This is a genomic window from Moraxella sp. CTOTU48841 (assembly GCF_032061225.1).
Lineage (GTDB): Bacteria > Pseudomonadota > Gammaproteobacteria > Pseudomonadales > Moraxellaceae > Faucicola > Faucicola cinerea.
On the sequence record NZ_DAMBFQ010000001.1, the window covers coordinates 267780 to 284759 of the forward strand.

Sequence of the window (16980 nt, forward strand, 5' to 3'; positions counted from 1 at the left end):
ACTTATTGATTGCCATTAATATTAATATTCCGCCATCGCTTGTCTGACTGCTTCAATCGCAGTTGGGTCATCCAGCGTACTCATATCGCCTGTTTCTTTGCCTTCCGCCAGTGCCTTGATAGAACGGCGTAAGATTTTGCCTGAGCGGGTTTTGGGTAAAGCTTTGGGAAAATAAATAGCCGCAGGTTTAGCAAGGGCGCCCAACTGTCTTGCGACTTCACCCACAATTTGCTGCTCAATGCGGAAACGGTTTTCGGTTTCTGCTACTAAGTCATGATTTTTTAGGATACAAAAGGCAATGGGTAGCTCTCCTTTAAGCTCGTCATGGATGCCAACAACCGCTGATTCGGCGACTTCGGGGTGATGACCGATAGCCTCCTCGATTTCCTTGGTACCCAAACGGTGACCTGCCACATTGATGACATCATCGGTTCGCCCTAAAATATAGTAGTAGCCGTATTCATCCATTACCGCATAGTCTGATGTTGCGTATTGTTTGCCATCAAATAATGAAAAATAGCCATTGATAAAACGCTCGTCATTTCGCCAAACGGTAGCCAAACAACCGGGTGGTAAAGGTGCGGTTAACACCAGCATGCCTTTTTCATTGGCTTGGCAGGGTTCGCCTGTGGTTTCATTGATGACTTTGGCGTCAAATCCAAACATCGGATAGCCGGGTGTGCCTTGTTTGTGTGGCTTGTGGTCGGGATTGCCTGCAAATTTTGGGGCATGGCTGAGGATGGGCCAGCCCGACTCAGTTTGCCAATAGTGGTCAATGATTGGCACTCCCATGTGACCTGTTAGCCACTGGGCCGTTGGCTCATCGAGTGGCTCACCTGCCAAGAAGAATGATTTTAGGCTTGAGATATCGTGACGACTCATCCACATTTCGTCTTGTTTACGTAGCATCCGCACGCCTGTCGGTGCAGTTAACAAAATATTGACTTTATTGGCTTCGACAATTCGCCACCAAATCCCCGGGTTTGGCGTGGTTGGCAAGCCTTCATATATGATACTGGTCATGCCTGTCAGTAAAGGGGCATAGATGCTAAACGAGTGACCCACTGCCCAACCGATATCCGAAATCGCCCAAAACGTCTCGCCAGCCTTACCGTTATAGACAAAATCCATCGCGGTGGCAAGGGCTACTGCATGACCGCCTGTATCACGCTGTACGCCTTTGGGTGTGCCTGTCGTGCCCGAGGTATATAATAGATACGATGGCGCATTGGACTCTAGCCAAACACAATCGACTTTGGCATTGTTGTCGGCACTTATCGCCCGCTCAGTAGCATAGTCGATGTCCTGCGGCTCTGCTGTATATGGCATAATGCCACGGTCAATCACCAGCACATTGGTTTTGACTTTGGCTTCTTCGACTGCTTTATTGACCAAGTTTTTATAATTAATGAGCTTGCCACCGCGCAGCCCTGCATCGACCGTAATCACCATTTTGGCTTCGGCATCATCCATGCGCACGGCAAGGTTATGCGAGGCAAATCCGCCAAATACCACTGAATGAATCGCCCCGATACGCACACAAGCGAGCATGGCATATGCTGCTTCCAAAATCATCGGCATATAGATGACAACACGGTCGCCTTTGTCGATGCCATGACGTTTTAGCACATCGGCAAAATAGTTTACTTCTTTGTATAGATCGTTGTAAGTTAAACGGCGTTTGGCATAGTCGGTATACAGTTCAACAGGGTTGCCGAGTGCCTTAAAAGCTTTCTGAATATTGGGGTAATTATCAATCATTTCAGCATTGATTTCGGTAGAGACCCATACAAAGGCATCTTGCTCTGCCCGGTTTTCAAGATGGCGATCGACCATGTTGTAACACAAATTGGTTTCCCCACCGACAAACCATTTGGCAAAGGGCAGCTTACTATCATCTAAGATTTGGGTAGGTTGTTGATGCCAATAGATCCGCTTGGCTTGCTCGCCCCAAAAGGCTTGTTTGTCGTTGATGGATTGATTGTATAAGTCAGAGAAATTCATTGGCTGTCCTTAGCTAGAATCTTAACGGATGGTGAAAGTCGCTTGCAGGTTTGGTTTTCAGAGGTTGGCAAAACATTTCATTGTTTAGCAAAGCCTATCATTGTATTCATTCTTTGAATTCACTCCTTGAATCCACTTCATAAATTCAAATGATACGTTTTGTATCGTTTTTGAATATAGCAAATAGACTTGCTAACGTCAAGCCTTGCCAAAATAATTTTAACGCTGTTTATATTTCGAATTTTTAACGATTAGTATTTCTTATGGTGATAATAGTTTGTGCTAACATAATTGTCCTGTTACACTTTTTAGACTAAAGCAAATAAGGGAAAAGTCATGAGCCAGACCAACGCCAACCCAGCTGAAAATGAAAACAGCCTTGCACCGCCTCACGTTTTAAGCTTAACCCCTTTAAACTCGCATCCGTCAAATACGGCACTTGTTGAGCTTATCGATAATGATAAAGACTCTCCTTTGCTAGCGGACACCCAGTTACTTAGCCGCGTGCTGATAACGGTCGTTGAGCAGCAAACCTCAGAACCGGTCAAACAAACCATTAATAAACTGTTAAATGGCGAAGACCCCCAACAGACTATTCAAGCCATTTTGCCAACACTCAACCATCAACAGCGCAAGAACCTCATTCGGGCTTGTGGCTTATTTGCGCAAGTGTTTAACATCGCCGAAGATATGCACCATGAGCGCCGCCGCCTTGCCCACGAACAAGACGAATCTGCCTCAAAAAGTAGTTTTGCCCATGTGATTGATGAATTAAAAGCCCAAGGGATTGACAGCGATGAGTTGCAAGCACAGCTTGATGATACCTATATCAGTGCGGTATTGACCGCGCATCCGACCGAAGTGCAGCGTCAAACGATTTTATCACTGCGCCGTCAAATCCGTGCCTTACTTGAGCAATACCACACCGCGATTGGCTACCAACGTCATCGTATCGAGCAGCAACTAGAAGCCACGTTATTGTCGCAGTGGCAAACCAATGAAACTCGCCATTTTAAAATTACTGTCAAAGATGAAATCGACAATGGCATTGCCTATTTTGATTTAAGTTTTTTTGAAGCCCTGCCAAATTTATATCGCAAATTAGATTATCAGTTAAAAGAGCGTTTCCCCGACACTGACATGCCAAACTTACTTAATATCGGTGGCTGGATTGGTGGCGACCGTGACGGCAATCCGTTTGTGTCAGCCGATACCCTTCGCTATGCGTTCAAACGCCAAGCAGCGACGGTGTTTTACTTTTATCGTGACCAACTGGGCAAGCTATACCAAGAGTTGCCGCTGTCTATCCGCCATGTCAAAGTGAGTGATGCGGTACTGGCACTCTCCGAGCAATCCAAAGAAGATAATATCTCTAGAGAAGAAGAGCCTTATCGCCGCGCCATCGGGTTTATCTCGTCACGTTTAGTTGCTACCTCGCATACGTTTGATTTGTCTTACGGTTGTCGCTTTGGACTTAGTGAGCCCTACGCTGATTGTGACGAGTTTTTAGATGATTTGTACGTCGTTTATCAGTCATTGGTGGATCATGGCAGTGAGTTACTGGCTAATGAACGACTCACCGATATCATCCGCGCGGTGGAAGTATTTGGTTTTTATTTGATGCCATTGGACTTGCGCCAATTCTCAGGGATTCATGCCGAAACGGTCCATGATTTGTTCAAACATGCCGATTTAGAAGATTATCTTTCTTTGTCTGAGTCCGCACGTCAACGTGTGCTGCTGCGTGAATTGGCAACTGCACGTCCTTTATACAACCCCTATATCACTTATGAGCCACAGACCCAGCGTGAGTTAGAGATTTTTCAGACCGCAGCCGATATCAAAAATCGCTTTGGTGACAAAGCGATTACCCAAAGCATTATCTCCAATGCAGAACAAGTAAGTGATTTGTTGGCATTGGCGTTGTTATTGAAAGAATCAGGGCTATTATTGGTCAAAGATGGCGTACCCGTGAGCCGTATCAACATCGTACCTTTGTTTGAAACCATTGAGGCGCTGCAAAACAGTACCCGCATCATGAGTGAGTTACTCGATAAACCTTGGTACAAATCGGCGCTAGCCAGTCGTGACAATCTGCAAGAGATTATGCTCGGTTATTCAGACAGTAACAAAGATGGTGGTTATGTCACCAGTCAATGGTCGCTATACCAAGCTGAAATTCAGCTGGTCGAAATGGCAGAAAAATATGGCATTCAACTGCGTTTATTCCACGGTCGTGGCGGTAGCGTGGGTCGTGGTGGTGGCCCATCATTTGAAGCGATTTTGGCACAACCCGAAGGCTCAGTGGATGGTCAAATTCGTATTACCGAGCAAGGGGAAGTTATTACCGCAAAATATGCCGATGCGGGCAACGCGGAACGCAACCTTGAGACGCTGATTGCTGCAACGCTCAAAGCGAGCCTATTGCCAAGCCATAGCGAAAGCCCTGATAGCGACCTAATGAATCAATTATCGCATGAAGCCTTTAATTGCTATCGCGCGCTTATCACTCAGCCGTATTTTATTGATTATTTCTTGCAGACAAGTTTGGTTAAAGAGATTGCCAGTTTAAATATTGGCTCACGTCCTGCTAGCCGCAAGTCTTTGGCGCGTATTCAAGATTTGCGCGCGATTCCTTGGGTATTTTCTTGGATGCAAAATCGCTTGATGCTACCAGCGTGGTATGGCTTTGGCACCGCAGTCGAAAAACTGATTGCAGATAACCCAGAAAACTTAGCAAAACTGCAACACAACGCCCAACACAGCGCCTTTATGCAAGCCATGTTATCAAATATGGCACAGGTCATGGCAAAAACCGATATCGAAATCGCCCAAGCCTATGTTGAGCTTGCCAACGATGCCACTGAAGCCAACGCTATTTTTGCACTTATTACTGCAGAATATCACCGCAGCCTTAAAGCCTTGCTGACACTGACCAATAAAGAAACGCTACTGGATGACAACCGTACATTGGCACGCTCACTTGCGCTACGCTTGCCGTATTTAAATGCGTTGAACTGGTTGCAAGTCGCCTTACTAAAACAACTTCGCGAAGCGACTACTGACGAGGCGACTACTGATGAAAGCTCTACCACTGAAACCACCAATGAAACGACTAGCGATAATGAAGCGTCTTATACCGCAGCGCTTAACTTGGTTCATTTAACTATCAATGGTATTGCCCAAGGCTTAAGAAATACCGGTTAGTAAGCGTTCAAAACAGCCTTAAATTACTTATTTTAAAAAATCGCTGGTTGAGTACTGGCGATTTTTTTATTGACGTTTTTTATTGGCGATTGTTTTATTGATGAAAATTAACCCAAATAAACCTTATCAAAATCCAAATGGTGCATCCATTCTCGTAATAGCAATACCTTTGCATAAAACGCTAGGTCATTGGGCATAGCAGGCAAATCTTGCAGCGAGCGATAGCCCGCCAGCACTGCAAAAGCTTTTTCTAGTATCTCAGCCCGAATATAGCCGCCATTGTCATCTTGCTCAAACGCTAGCAAGCGTAAATCCTCTGCCCCTATCACCTTTAATAATTCATCTTTGGGCAAGCTAGGTTTTAGCGGTGAAATAGCATCTTCTATGCGCATAATTGCCGTTTCCCAAGCCAATTCGGTGGGTGGCAATACGTACAATGTCTCTGCAATCACTTTTAAAGTTAGCCCAATGTCCCATAGGTTATCTTGCAACGTTACACTGATATGGTCAGGATTTACTGTTAACACTAACATAGTACGCCTTTTTGTGATTTTGATTCATTATAACTGGATTGTGATTAAATAGCTTGATTGTCATTAAAATGCGCTCGTTTAACCGGTGGATTTGATTTTATAAAAAAAACCCTTATCTAATAACCACATAAACAAGGGGATAGCCATGTCAGAAATTCAATTTAATGCCAACTTAAAAAAAGCCGAAAGCGATGAGCCACTGACTGAGGAGCAATTAGAGGCACTGGCACAAAAACGTGCCTATTTGCAGGAGCAGGCTGAAGACATCATTGCTATTGCACAATTACAAGATAATTCTGCGCTTAACTGTTTACACAAAATCAATGTCTTAGGCGGTACCTCAGAAAAAGCTTATAGAGCCGTAAATACCCGTATCATAACCGACCAAGACCCACATGGCGCTTATCATGCGGTGGCAATGGCACAGTCAACCTCGGATTTGCCCTTTGACGTGCCTACCCTCGTAGATATTGTCATTGAGCAAGGTGAGCCAGCATTACAACTGCGGTTGTTAAAGCTATTTGATAGTCAACCGATTGCTGCCGAGCCGATTCCAAAAATTCGTGACAGTATCAATCAGTTAGGCGACAAAGCGGTGATTGCACAGCTTAATCAGCATTTGTTAAATCGTCAGTGATACCAAAACAATAAAGGTTAGGAACACTCCTAACCTTTTTTATGTCTGTGCTGTTGTTACCGCTGTCCTTTTTACATTTGTGCTTTTTTACGTTTGTGCTTCTTTGCTTGTACTTCTTTGCTTGTATAAAGGGCTTAGGTATAAATTAGGGACATCTAAACGTCATGGTATATTCGTAATCATCATCGCGGGCAAGGGTTTTTTTGCTACCAAACACACTGCCAATCATACCTATGGCTTGGTCAGCCGCGCGTCCCATGTTTTCATCCAACACGCCGTTATACTGGTAGCTATCGGTCAACACGATGGGCGATTTTCCGCGGCACTGCTCGGTTGCGATATGTAACGCATTTAGTTTGGCGCTATTTTTACTTTTGCCTAACCCAGTAGTTTCTAGGGTGTTGTTCGCGCGCTGTAGCACGGGTAAATTAGTTGGTGTGCTTTGACAAGCAGATAAATTCATTGCTGCTAATAGCGCGATAGTAGTGATTTTTAATGAAGACGGTTTGAGAGATGATTTCATGATCTGCAGGCTGTCCCTTTTCAATAGCGGTGTTAAAGTTCTCATCAATTATCAACAATCCATGCAAACTCACCATTTTCATAATAGAATCTGGTTGATGGCTTGTATTAGTGTGTGGTAAAAAGTGAGCCGCCGCAAGTGGTCTTACAAATCATAAAATCTGCGCAACAATTGGCTGGTTTATTGATTTTCAACCTAGCTATTTTGGGTGAAATTGGTTAGCATGATGGGTGGTTTTTTTAAAGTTTTTTGCTTAGATTAGGACGATTATGCTCTCACCTGCCCACTCACAATCAACCCATTCGCAATTAATAGATGCCCCTTGCGGTAAGCTTGAAGTTGACGCACTTTGGCAAGCTGACTCAACGGGCGTTGCTAACCCAAACGCCGCGTCGGTTGAGCGCGTTGCCATTCTTTGTCACCCAAACCCATTGCAAGAAGGCACGATGATGAATAAGGTGGTGACCACCATGTATCGTTTTGCCCGCGACCAAAACATGCACGTGGTACGCTTTAATTTTCGCGGCGTGGGCAAGTCAACGGGCGAGTACGGCAATGTGACAGGTGAAATCGAAGACGCCTTAACCGTGCTGCAATGGATTCATAGCCAAACCGAGGCGCGCAAGCTATGGATTGGCGGATTTTCGTTCGGCGGATTTGTCGCCGCCAAGCTTGCTCAGCTTGTCAATGAACAAGGCGCATTTTTGGGAGTCGATGATTTTGACATCACGGATTTGGCATTGATTGCCCCTTCTATTGAAAAAAACGACACCTCAGATTTGCTACTGCCCACTGCACAAACCTTTATGATTTATGGTGCGAATGATGAAGTGATTGCGCCAAGCTCGCTACAACAATTTGGGGAAAACTTTGGTATTCAAACGCACATCATTGACGATACAGGGCATTTTTTTCATGGTAAATTAGGGGAATTAAAACAGCTGCTTGAAGCGTTAAGTAGCAAATAACGCAGTTTTTATTTTATCCTAGTTCCTGATTTGTGTTTTTGATTCGGATTTTTGGTGTATTTGACATCGTGAGCTATTTGGCACCTTAATGCCGTCTATTTAATCGCATCTATTTATTTAATACCCCTACGTCAAAGCACGTTGAAATGGAATTTTGACAACTTTTTAATTTACGCTGAGAGATAACATGCCCAACTCAAATTTACGACCCTTACAACGCTATGAGCTTGCGCTAAAATCTGGTGAGTTTAGCGAAGATGCACAGCAGCGGGCTGCGATGACTTATTTGGACAATGTCTATGAACAAATCATGGACAACCGCGCCAAACAACGTGGGCTATTTAGCTTTTTAAGACGTACTGAGCCGCCCAAAGGGCTATATATGTGGGGCGGCGTGGGTCGTGGTAAGACTTGGATGATGGATATGTTTTTTGAGTCGGTGCCTGCCGACAACAAAATGCGCCAACACTTTCATCACTTTATTAAGCGGGTGCACGCCGAGCTCAACAAGCTACAAGGTCAACAAGACCCACTACAAAAGGTCGCCGATATCATCCATAATGAAGCGGATGTGATTTGTTTTGATGAGTTTTTTGTCTCCAATGTCTCCGATGCGATGATTTTGGGTGATTTATTTACCATGCTATTTAAAAAAGGCATCACCTTGGTTGCCACATCAAATATCGCGCCAAATGGCTTGTATAAAAATGGTATTCACCGTGACCGTTTTTTACCTGCCATTGCCGAAGTCGAAAAAAACTGTACGGTCATGAACATTGACAGTGGCATCGACTACCGTCTGCGCGTATTGCAGCAAGCCGAACTTTACGTGTCTCCGTTGACCAAAGAAAACATCCACTGGCTTGCCAACCGCTTTACCGCGCTAAGCAACAACCAGCACATTATCCAAGACCCCATTCATATCAATGGTCGTGATATCGCCATCAAAGGTCGCACCGAAAACACCTTGTACATTGATTTTCGAGCATTATGTATGCAGCCGCGCTCAGCCAGTGATTTTATTGAAATCGCCAATGAGTTTAGCACGGTACTAGTGGATGATGTGCCTATACTCAACGATATTATCGCTGACCCGACAAGGCGCTTTATTTACCTTGTCGATGAGTTTTATGATCGCCGCGTCAAGCTTTTGGTACGCGCAGAACAGCCAATTTTACAACTGTATGATGGGCAAAAATTGGCGTTTGAAATTGAGCGCACGCGCTCACGGCTGTTAGAGATGCAATCAGAAGAATATCTCAAAGCGGAACATCGTTTGGATGAGATAAATAAAGAAGATATGACCCTTTAAATAATCCAAAGCCTTAATTGTTATGCAGGTGAGTGGCTTTAATGATGTATATTCCCAAAGACTTTTCCCAAACCGATTTTGAAGCCGTTAAAGATTTTATTGCTCAGTCGCCATTAGCAAATATAATGGCATCAAAAGGCGATTCGGTTGAAATCTGCCCTGCTCCGCTACTTTGGCAAGTAGATGAACAAAATCCGCTTGGCTATTTGATTGGGCATGTAGCAAAAGTAAATCCGATTGTAAAGATTGACGCTAAAAACTGGAAAGTTGTTTTCACTAGCCAAGGTCATTATATCAGCCCAAATTGGTATCCTACCAAGGCGATTACTCATAAAGAAGTGCCGACGTGGAATTATCAATCGGTGATTTTTTCGGTGACACCGCAGCTAATCACAGACGCAACTCAAATCCAGCAGATTGTCGCGACGATGACGGATTTTTTTGAACATCAGCTTAAACAAACTAACCCCAGTCATAAGCCTTGGTCTTTAAGTGATGCGCCAAGTGACTATATCAATGCCATGTGCCGCGCGATTGTGGGGGTTAAGTTGACCATTCATAATTTTGAAGCCAAATTTAAACTTAGCCAAAATAAAACCCTGGATAATCAGCAAGGCGTGATTGACGGTTTAACACAACTGCAATCAGCTTCAGCGGATAATATGGCTACGCTAATCAATAATCTCTTTAAGGAAGAAAAATGACAAATTCAGAAATTTTAGACTTTATCAAATCGCGCCGTTCAATCGGCAATCTTGTCGCCCCTGCGCCTACCCACGCACAAGTCGAACAAGCGGTTGAAGTCGCCCTATCCGCCCCCGATCACAAGGATTTAAACCCGTACCGTTTTATCGTACTTGAAAACCAAGCGCTCAACACCTTAGGCACAGCGTTAAAAAATGCCGCGATAGCACAAGGTGAAACCGATGAGAAAACCCTCAAGAAAGCCGAAAATATGCCGCTGCGTGCGCCGATGATTATCGCGTGTGTGACCGATTTTAAACCCCATGATAAAGTCCCCCATTGGGAACAAATAGCGGCGAGTAGTTGCGCGGTGCAAAATCTCCTGCTTGCCTTGATGGCACAAGGGTTTGCCACCGTATGGCGCACCGGTCCACTTGCCAATGCACCTGCAATCAAACAACTGTTTAATGTAAGCGCTGATAACCAAGTCATTGCCTTTGTCTATGTTGGCACAGCGGTGTCGACCATCCCACCGCGTTCTAAGATAGACGTCACACCATTTATTGTTTATGATAATGGCACAAACTAACGGCTAAAGTAGCCGTTTTTATATTTTGCTCATGTAAAGGGTGCCCTGTTGTCAGTATTTGCAGGACAAGTGGATTCAAGGATTTTCAATGAAAAAACCCCAGTTAGCAACCAATCTAAGTGAAAATTTAGAAAAGCTGAATGTCAATCGTGAAAAAGCCAGCAAGCTGTTTGCCGACGTCATTGAAAAAGCGGTCAAAAAGTCTAAGCCGGACACCCCAGCGGTATTAGAGACAGACTTAGACAATCAGCTCGCCAACCAACCTGCACCCCTCAAAATTGCCGTGCTGGGCGGTGGCAGTTTTGGTACGGCAATGGCAAATCTATCGTCCAAAAATGGCTGCGAAGTCACACTTTGGGTACGCGATAAGCGCAGCGTCAAATCGATGCAAAAAACCCATATCAACAAAAAATATTTGCCAGACCATAAGCTTGACGAGCGCCTGCAATTTACCCATGATTTGCAAGCAGCTGTCAAAGGCAAAGATTTGATTTTTGTGGCAGTGCCTAGCGCTGCTTTTCGCGAAACCTTACAAAAAATTGCGCCTTTTATCAGCGCTCAAGCCATCGTGTCTTTAACCAAAGGTATGGAAAAAGATACCTTTGCACTAATGAGTGATGTGATCGCGGATGAATTGCCCAATGTGGCTTTTGGCGTGATGAGTGGTCCCAATCTCGCCAAAGAAATCATGAATAATATGCCGTCTGCCACCGTGATTGCCAGCCAATCTGCAGCGCTACGGCTTGCCGTTCAGACAGCGCTGCACAGTGCGTTTTTTCGCGTGTTTGCCAGTGATGATTTAATTGGCGTGGAGCTCGGCGGTGCGCTTAAAAATATTTATGCCATCGCCATGGGCATGGCCGCTGCCTATGACATCGGGGAAAATACCAAAGCCATGATATTAACCCGTGCATTGGCTGAGATGAGCCGATTTGGCGTCCAAGCGGGGGCTAATCCGCTGACCTTTTTGGGGTTGTCGGGCGTGGGTGATTTGTATGCAACTTGCTCATCGACCTTAAGCCGTAACTACCAGATTGGTAATATGCTAGGGCGTGGCATGAGCCTTGACCAAGCCATCAAAAAACTGGGGCAAACCGCTGAAGGAATTAATACCATCCAGCAGGTGAATGAAAAAGCCATGAAAGAGGGTATTTATATGCCGATTACCCATGCCTTGCACGATATTATCTATGAAGACAAAGCGCCGCTTGGGGTTGCGTTAAACTTAATGGAAGCAGGATTTAGAAGTGATGTGGAGTTTGTCATGCCGCATCAAGTGCAGCCAATGCATAACTGACAAACATAACTTTAAATATTTTTAGGTAAATACATGCAATTAATTTTAGTTCGTCATGGCGATGCAGGCGCTTATACCCTCCCAGACCATGAAAGAAATTTATCAGCACTGGGTCAAGCCCAAGCTTCACAGACCGCGGCGTGGCTTGCCGAAAACTTTGAGCCCGATCATTTTATCGTCAGTCCTTACAACCGCGCCCAGCAAACACTTGCCCAAATCCAGCAATTTTTTCCCCATGTGCCTGTGACCACGTATGAGGGCATCACCCCTGATAACGATGCAGACATCGCAGTGGAGGCGCTAGGCGAATTGGTTGGCGACTGCATGGTGGTGGTTTGTCATATGAATATCATTGCTAAAATTGCCCATATTCTCACGGATGATCCCTTGGAAGGTTTTGCACTGGCTGAAGCGCGTGTATATGATATGGGTATATTGGCACCCAGTCTTGCCGCTGAGATCAAACGCTTTGTTCCCACCTGTTAGGTGATTTAATTTGTCAATTTTGTGTAGGACACTTCTGTGATTCATATTTGGTTGCCAACTCAGCATGCTGCCTTACGTTTATGGCAACAAACCACCCAGACTTGGCAAACGGCTGACGATTGGCCAACGCTTGCGACCCTTGCCAATCTGCAAACCACGCAATCAGCCAAGCTACAAGCCTGTCTCTATTTTCCTAGTGTCAATTTATTAACAATCCAGCCTAACCTTTCAACAAGCCAGCTCAACGCTCTGGGCGACACCGGCAGGCGCTATTTATTTGAAGATATCAGCATTGGGTCGGTAGAAGATTTACAAGTCAAAATCCAGCCAACCTCAACCAACAGCGAGTTACCCGCATTATTTGGGCTTCATGCTGCCGATATTCATTCATGGATCAATGCTGCCTCGTTGGCGGGTATTGAGATAGGCGCTTTAGTGCCAGATTTTTTATTGCTGCCGACCATAGATACAAGCATAGCTACGGGCACAAACACGAGGGCTACAGAGACGAGAGTTACGCCTACCACAAGCGCGGTCTACTACCAAGATGCAGATACCCAGTTATTAAAACTCCATACTTATCACGGCATGGCGGTTAGTTTTTTACCGCTGGTACTCACCAAATTACCCATGCTAGAAACGCTATATTTAACGGGTTTTCACGATGAAACCGTTGCCCAGCAATTAGCCAGTATGCCTAATTTATCCATAGAATCGTCTGAGTTGTTGCCTACCCCAATCAAAGACCCGGTCAGACATTTTTTTAACTTTGCGACAATCAAAGGCAAAACGACGCTTGCGCCCTATGCTAAAGTCATCGCCCTAATCACGGTTTGTGCGCTACTGACAGCCTTTGTGGTCGATGCGCTTCGTTGGTATTATTACAACCAAGCACAAAAACAAGCCGCAACTTTGCTGGCGCAGCAATACGCCCAGTGGTTTCCCAATGAGCCGCTTAGTAGCAAACTTACCCTGCAGCGACAGTTATCTGGCAAATTAACCACCCAGCAATCAGCCACGCCAAGCGTACTTCAGACATTATCGTCCATACAGCCGGTATTGCAGCAATACCAACTGACCGCCAAGCAGCTTAATTTTCAAAATAATCACTTACAACTGCAGCTTTTATCATCAAGCGCCGATTCATTAAACAAAGCCGTCAATGACATGGTAAACAAAGGGATAAAAGCCAAGCTGGGGTCTGTGGATGCCGCTCTGCCTGCTACGATATCTTCGAATACTGCCAGTGCGGTTTCCAGTGCAGTGGCGTCAACTTCTGCTGGCAGTGCCCTTGCCATGATAGATGTTGAATTGGCAGATTAAACCTACGACTGAGATGAATTTATGAAACCGCAAGCCTCACTGAGCCAATCCCTACAAAAACTAACCACGCCTCTGGGTCATGCCTTTCAAAATTTATCGCGTCGTGATCAGATTGCGCTGCTGATATTGGCAATGTTCTTGCTTTTTTTCGTGGTCGGTGTCGGTGGTTGGACGCTGCATAGCAAAGCCAACCAAGCACAAAAAAAATACGATGACACCATGGCAGATGTGTTTTGGCTACGCAGTCAAGCAGGTAACATCAATCCCAACCAAACCCAACCAGTCAGTCAAGCCGATGCTATCAAACAAATACTTACCCAATCAGGTATTGTCAATGCGCAAGTGGTCGAGAATGGCAATACTATCCAAGTTGCTTTTAGTCACGCGCAGGCCAGCATAATCACCAATATATTCAATCAGTTTCAACAACAAGGTATCCGCATCCAGCAACTACAAATCAACCAGCCAGCCCTCGATAAACTTGAAGTACAATCTGTCTTATCTATTAACTAATGGTAAAAGACCATAAAAAACGATGCACTTGGCATCGTTATTTTGGCGCATGGGGGCGCATGGGGTGATTATTTTTGCACCCACTGACGAATTTTATCACGCTCTGCTGGCGTTGCTCTCAACCATAACTGCATAAATTGATCGAGACTATCCGATGAACTGACTGTGGTCGCAACAGGTTGATTGATAGCGGGAATCGCGCCCCCTGATTGTCCTAAGGCATTGATGGTTTGTTGATTGGCTTCAACCGCTTTTGAGCTACCACCAAACACACCGCCTAACGCATTACCCAACCCGCTAAAAATGCTTGAACTACTGCTTGACGTAGCTTGCTGACTTGCAATGATTTGCTTGCCTTGTAGCACCGCTAGTGTGGGTTGTTTGACATATTCTTTGGCGGCATTATAGTCTTCTGGTTGGCCTAGCATATCCAACACATACGTTTGATTATCGGCAAGCTCTACCGGAACGCTAATATTGCTTGAACGTAACACATCGTGATTGTCACCGCGCAGCTCGTACAATCGATTGTACTTGGCAGTAATCACATGTTTGCCTGGCTCAAGTTTGTAGGTTTTTTGCGGCTTTGAAAGTAAGCCGTTTTTGACTTCTTGACCATTAATAGCGGTCACGACGGTATTATCAGCAACATTCAAGGTGACTTGGGCAAATGTTTGTGTGATTGATAACACGCCAGCAGTCAACGCGGCAGCCGTCCATAAGTACTGTTTATTCATAGGATATCCTGTTGTTTTACATCAAACTGTTAATGGATTCTAACCCATTTATCACGCAATTCCTATGACAAACCCGGTCAAAAATCTAAAAAATTTTCATTTTCTGCAATTTCATCAAAGTCCGCCAATTCAAAATTGAGCGTTAAATTATCAATGATGTTCATCGCATCTTGAATTTTGGCTTTGGTCACTTTGTTTAATGGGGTGCGTTCCATGTTAGAAAACAATGGCTGCAATTCGTTTAACACTGCCAACATCGCACCGATGCGGTGTGGACCTTCATTGAGCAAATAGTCAATGATGCGCGGGTCAAAGTGCCAATGACGACGGCGTAATACCGATTCCAAAATTAGCTGTCTATCAAGCTTATCACTGCCCGTTGGCAATTGAAAAGTCGCGGCTCGAGCAAGCCTTGATAGCAAATCTCGCAGCTCAAAATTTAACGCTTTGACAGGCAAACGACTGGCAAAAATAATTTTATTGCCGTATTCTTGCGATAAATTAATCAGATGAAAAACTGCTTCTTGCCACTCAGGATAACCTTGAATTTCATCCATATCATCAAGCGCAATCACTGTGGTATTCTCTAGCGATGACAACACCATGGCATCCATATTGGCGTTTATCAGTTCACGCAGCGATAGATAAATAACAGATTGGTCGATATCACGGAAGGATTCGCAGATAGCGTTGAGTAGATGGGTTTTACCTGTATCGCGCTCGCCGTATAGATACAGCTGCGTCAATAGCCCCACATGCATTTGGCGCACTACATCGATGATTGATACCCAGCCTGGACCACTAAAGTCACTGATACTCGCGGACTGCTTGATATTTAAGTTTAGACTTAATTGTTCCGACATTCATGCACTCGCAATCGGTAAGATATCCCTTTTTGAAAATAAATCATAAACCACTATACACATAGTGCTGCCCAGTTAGCCGCCCAATGTTTGAAAGTTTAAAAGCAAAAAATTCAAGCGTCTAACTAAATTTTGACTATTATAACCTAAATTTATGAAATAGCTACTCACGCGCCTTTTGCTCCATTTTTGCTCCATGTCAGGTTATTTCAAATTTACTTATCTTTTTTGTTTACTTTTGAAACCCGTCAAGACAAAAACACTCAATACTGTTTTGGCGCTGAATGCGATGATATAACCAAAGATTGTACATGTCTTATCATTTTAGTAGTATATTTGATTATCTTTGTAATGGAGACTTCTATGTCTTTTGTTAACCAATGGCGTGATGCGAATTTTTTTAGACCATTACATATTACTATAAGTACCCTAAGCGCTATGGGGCTAGGCTTGGGACTTACCGCCTGCCAACCCACCCCTGAGACAAATACCCGAGCCAGCGACACTGCCCCTTCAACCGCTAATGTACCTGAAGTCATCATTGCCCAAACCCCAGCCAGTATCCCACCTGCTACAGTCGGGTTAAAACGCATGGATTTTCCGGTGTATTTGGCAGGTGTGCCAAACCTACTGCATCCGATTATTCCGTCAGTGCCTATCAATCGCAAATATGACAGCGATGGCAGTGATGCTAAAAAATCACCCGTCAGCTACTTTCAAGAAGTTGCCCCCTATGATTTTCAAAGCAGTGTCTACAATATTGTGTTTGAAGGGCTAAAAACCGGGCAAGTACACCGGCTGTTTCCACAGGATAACTTTGTGATAAGAGCGGTGCACACGCCCTTGGTAGATTTAAACCAAGATGACAAAACAGCGCAGAAAAAAGCTGCCATCACGCAAACTCCAACCAACCAACCGCAATCCGCTAAAGAAGCAATCAACCCATTGGCAGTCAAAGTCGGCAATACCTTACTTTTAGGCTATTTTATCTATGAAGTCAAAGAGATAGCTGATGATAATGACAATAAAACCAATCTTGATCAGCAGCTCACCTTGTATTTAAGTGATTTAAATGGCAAAAATTTATTGAAACTCACGCCCAATAATCAATATTTTAAACATTATAAATGGCTGCCTGAGACCAAGCGTTTTTACTTCTCAACCCAAGCCGATACCAACGGCGATCGGGTGATTGATGAGAATGATAAATACTTCTATTATTTCATCGATTTTGCCAAAAACGCGCAAATAGTCACGGCGTATGATTTTAGTAAGCCAAAAGCATAAAGCTTTGATAAATTGCG

16 protein-coding genes are annotated in these 16980 nt (G+C 44.5%); 11 read left to right on the forward strand and 5 right to left on the reverse strand.

Annotation, left to right across the window (positions count from 1 at the left end; translation table 11 throughout):
- Positions 1-21: 21 nt before the first annotated feature.
- Positions 22-2004 carry a propionate--CoA ligase gene (locus RT034_RS01130; RefSeq protein WP_313012652.1) on the reverse strand — a complete coding sequence of 661 codons (1983 nt, stop codon included), beginning with the start codon at positions 2002-2004 and terminating at the stop codon, positions 22-24.
- A gap of 336 nt (positions 2005-2340) precedes the next feature.
- Between RT034_RS01130 and ppc the strand changes: the two genes are divergently transcribed.
- Positions 2341-5211 (forward strand): phosphoenolpyruvate carboxylase, encoded by a 2871-nt coding sequence (gene ppc / locus RT034_RS01135; RefSeq protein WP_313012654.1) that lies wholly within the window; start codon positions 2341-2343, stop codon positions 5209-5211.
- A gap of 107 nt (positions 5212-5318) precedes the next feature.
- Here the strand turns inward: ppc and RT034_RS01140 are convergent, their stop codons facing one another.
- On the reverse strand, positions 5319-5744 hold the full coding sequence (locus RT034_RS01140; protein WP_313012656.1) for a hypothetical protein: 426 nt from the start codon (positions 5742-5744) through the stop codon (positions 5319-5321).
- A 145-nt stretch (positions 5745-5889) separates the two neighbouring features.
- Here RT034_RS01140 and RT034_RS01145 point away from each other — a divergent pair, with 145 nt between their 5' ends.
- Complete coding sequence (locus RT034_RS01145; protein ID WP_313012659.1) at positions 5890-6381, forward strand: hypothetical protein; 492 nt, start codon at positions 5890-5892, stop codon at positions 6379-6381.
- Positions 6382-6526: 145 nt separating this feature from the next.
- On the opposite strand, the gene RT034_RS01150 is transcribed toward RT034_RS01145, so the two are convergent.
- Complete coding sequence (locus tag RT034_RS01150; RefSeq protein ID WP_313012662.1) at positions 6527-6904, reverse strand: hypothetical protein; 378 nt, start codon at positions 6902-6904, stop codon at positions 6527-6529.
- Positions 6905-7173: 269 nt separating this feature from the next.
- Between RT034_RS01150 and RT034_RS01155 the strand changes: the two genes are divergently transcribed.
- From RT034_RS01155 to gspM, 8 genes are all read left to right on the forward strand, one after another.
- A complete protein-coding gene (locus RT034_RS01155) occupies positions 7174-7872 on the forward strand; it encodes an alpha/beta hydrolase (RefSeq protein WP_313012664.1) in 699 nt (232 codons plus the stop codon).
- A gap of 187 nt (positions 7873-8059) precedes the next feature.
- Positions 8060-9184: a cell division protein ZapE gene (zapE, locus tag RT034_RS01160; RefSeq protein WP_313012667.1), complete on the forward strand. Its 1125-nt coding sequence runs from the start codon at positions 8060-8062 to the stop codon at positions 9182-9184.
- A gap of 41 nt (positions 9185-9225) precedes the next feature.
- Positions 9226-9888 carry an FMN-binding negative transcriptional regulator gene (locus RT034_RS01165; protein ID WP_313012669.1) on the forward strand — a complete coding sequence of 221 codons (663 nt, stop codon included), beginning with the start codon at positions 9226-9228 and terminating at the stop codon, positions 9886-9888.
- Entirely contained in the window at positions 9885-10457 is a 573-nt protein-coding gene (locus tag RT034_RS01170; protein ID WP_313012671.1) for a nitroreductase family protein, read from the forward strand. Before RT034_RS01165 ends, RT034_RS01170 begins: the two co-directional genes overlap by 4 nt.
- An 88-nt stretch (positions 10458-10545) precedes the next feature.
- Positions 10546-11754: an NAD(P)H-dependent glycerol-3-phosphate dehydrogenase gene (locus tag RT034_RS01175; protein WP_313012673.1), complete on the forward strand. Its 1209-nt coding sequence runs from the start codon at positions 10546-10548 to the stop codon at positions 11752-11754.
- Between the two features lie 33 nt (positions 11755-11787).
- The gene (sixA, locus tag RT034_RS01180; protein ID WP_144917531.1) at positions 11788-12240 is read left to right on the forward strand and encodes a phosphohistidine phosphatase SixA; all 453 of its coding nucleotides are present in this window, start codon (positions 11788-11790) and stop codon (positions 12238-12240) included.
- A 36-nt stretch (positions 12241-12276) separates the two neighbouring features.
- Positions 12277-13563, forward strand: coding sequence for a type II secretion system protein GspL (gspL, locus tag RT034_RS01185; RefSeq protein WP_313012677.1), 1287 nt, complete (start codon positions 12277-12279; stop codon positions 13561-13563).
- A gap of 21 nt (positions 13564-13584) precedes the next feature.
- Positions 13585-14076: a type II secretion system protein GspM gene (gene gspM, locus RT034_RS01190; RefSeq protein WP_313012680.1), complete on the forward strand. Its 492-nt coding sequence runs from the start codon at positions 13585-13587 to the stop codon at positions 14074-14076.
- Between the two features lie 68 nt (positions 14077-14144).
- Here the strand turns inward: gspM and RT034_RS01195 are convergent, their stop codons facing one another.
- Positions 14145-14813: a DUF2057 family protein gene (locus RT034_RS01195; protein ID WP_313012683.1), complete on the reverse strand. Its 669-nt coding sequence runs from the start codon at positions 14811-14813 to the stop codon at positions 14145-14147.
- Between the two features lie 77 nt (positions 14814-14890).
- Positions 14891-15676 (reverse strand): DnaA ATPase domain-containing protein, encoded by a 786-nt coding sequence (locus RT034_RS01200; protein ID WP_313012685.1) that lies wholly within the window; start codon positions 15674-15676, stop codon positions 14891-14893.
- A gap of 363 nt (positions 15677-16039) precedes the next feature.
- On the opposite strand from RT034_RS01200, the gene RT034_RS01205 reads away from it, so the two are divergent.
- The gene (locus RT034_RS01205; protein ID WP_313012687.1) at positions 16040-16963 is read left to right on the forward strand and encodes a hypothetical protein; all 924 of its coding nucleotides are present in this window, start codon (positions 16040-16042) and stop codon (positions 16961-16963) included.
- Positions 16964-16980: the final 17 nt, after the last annotated feature.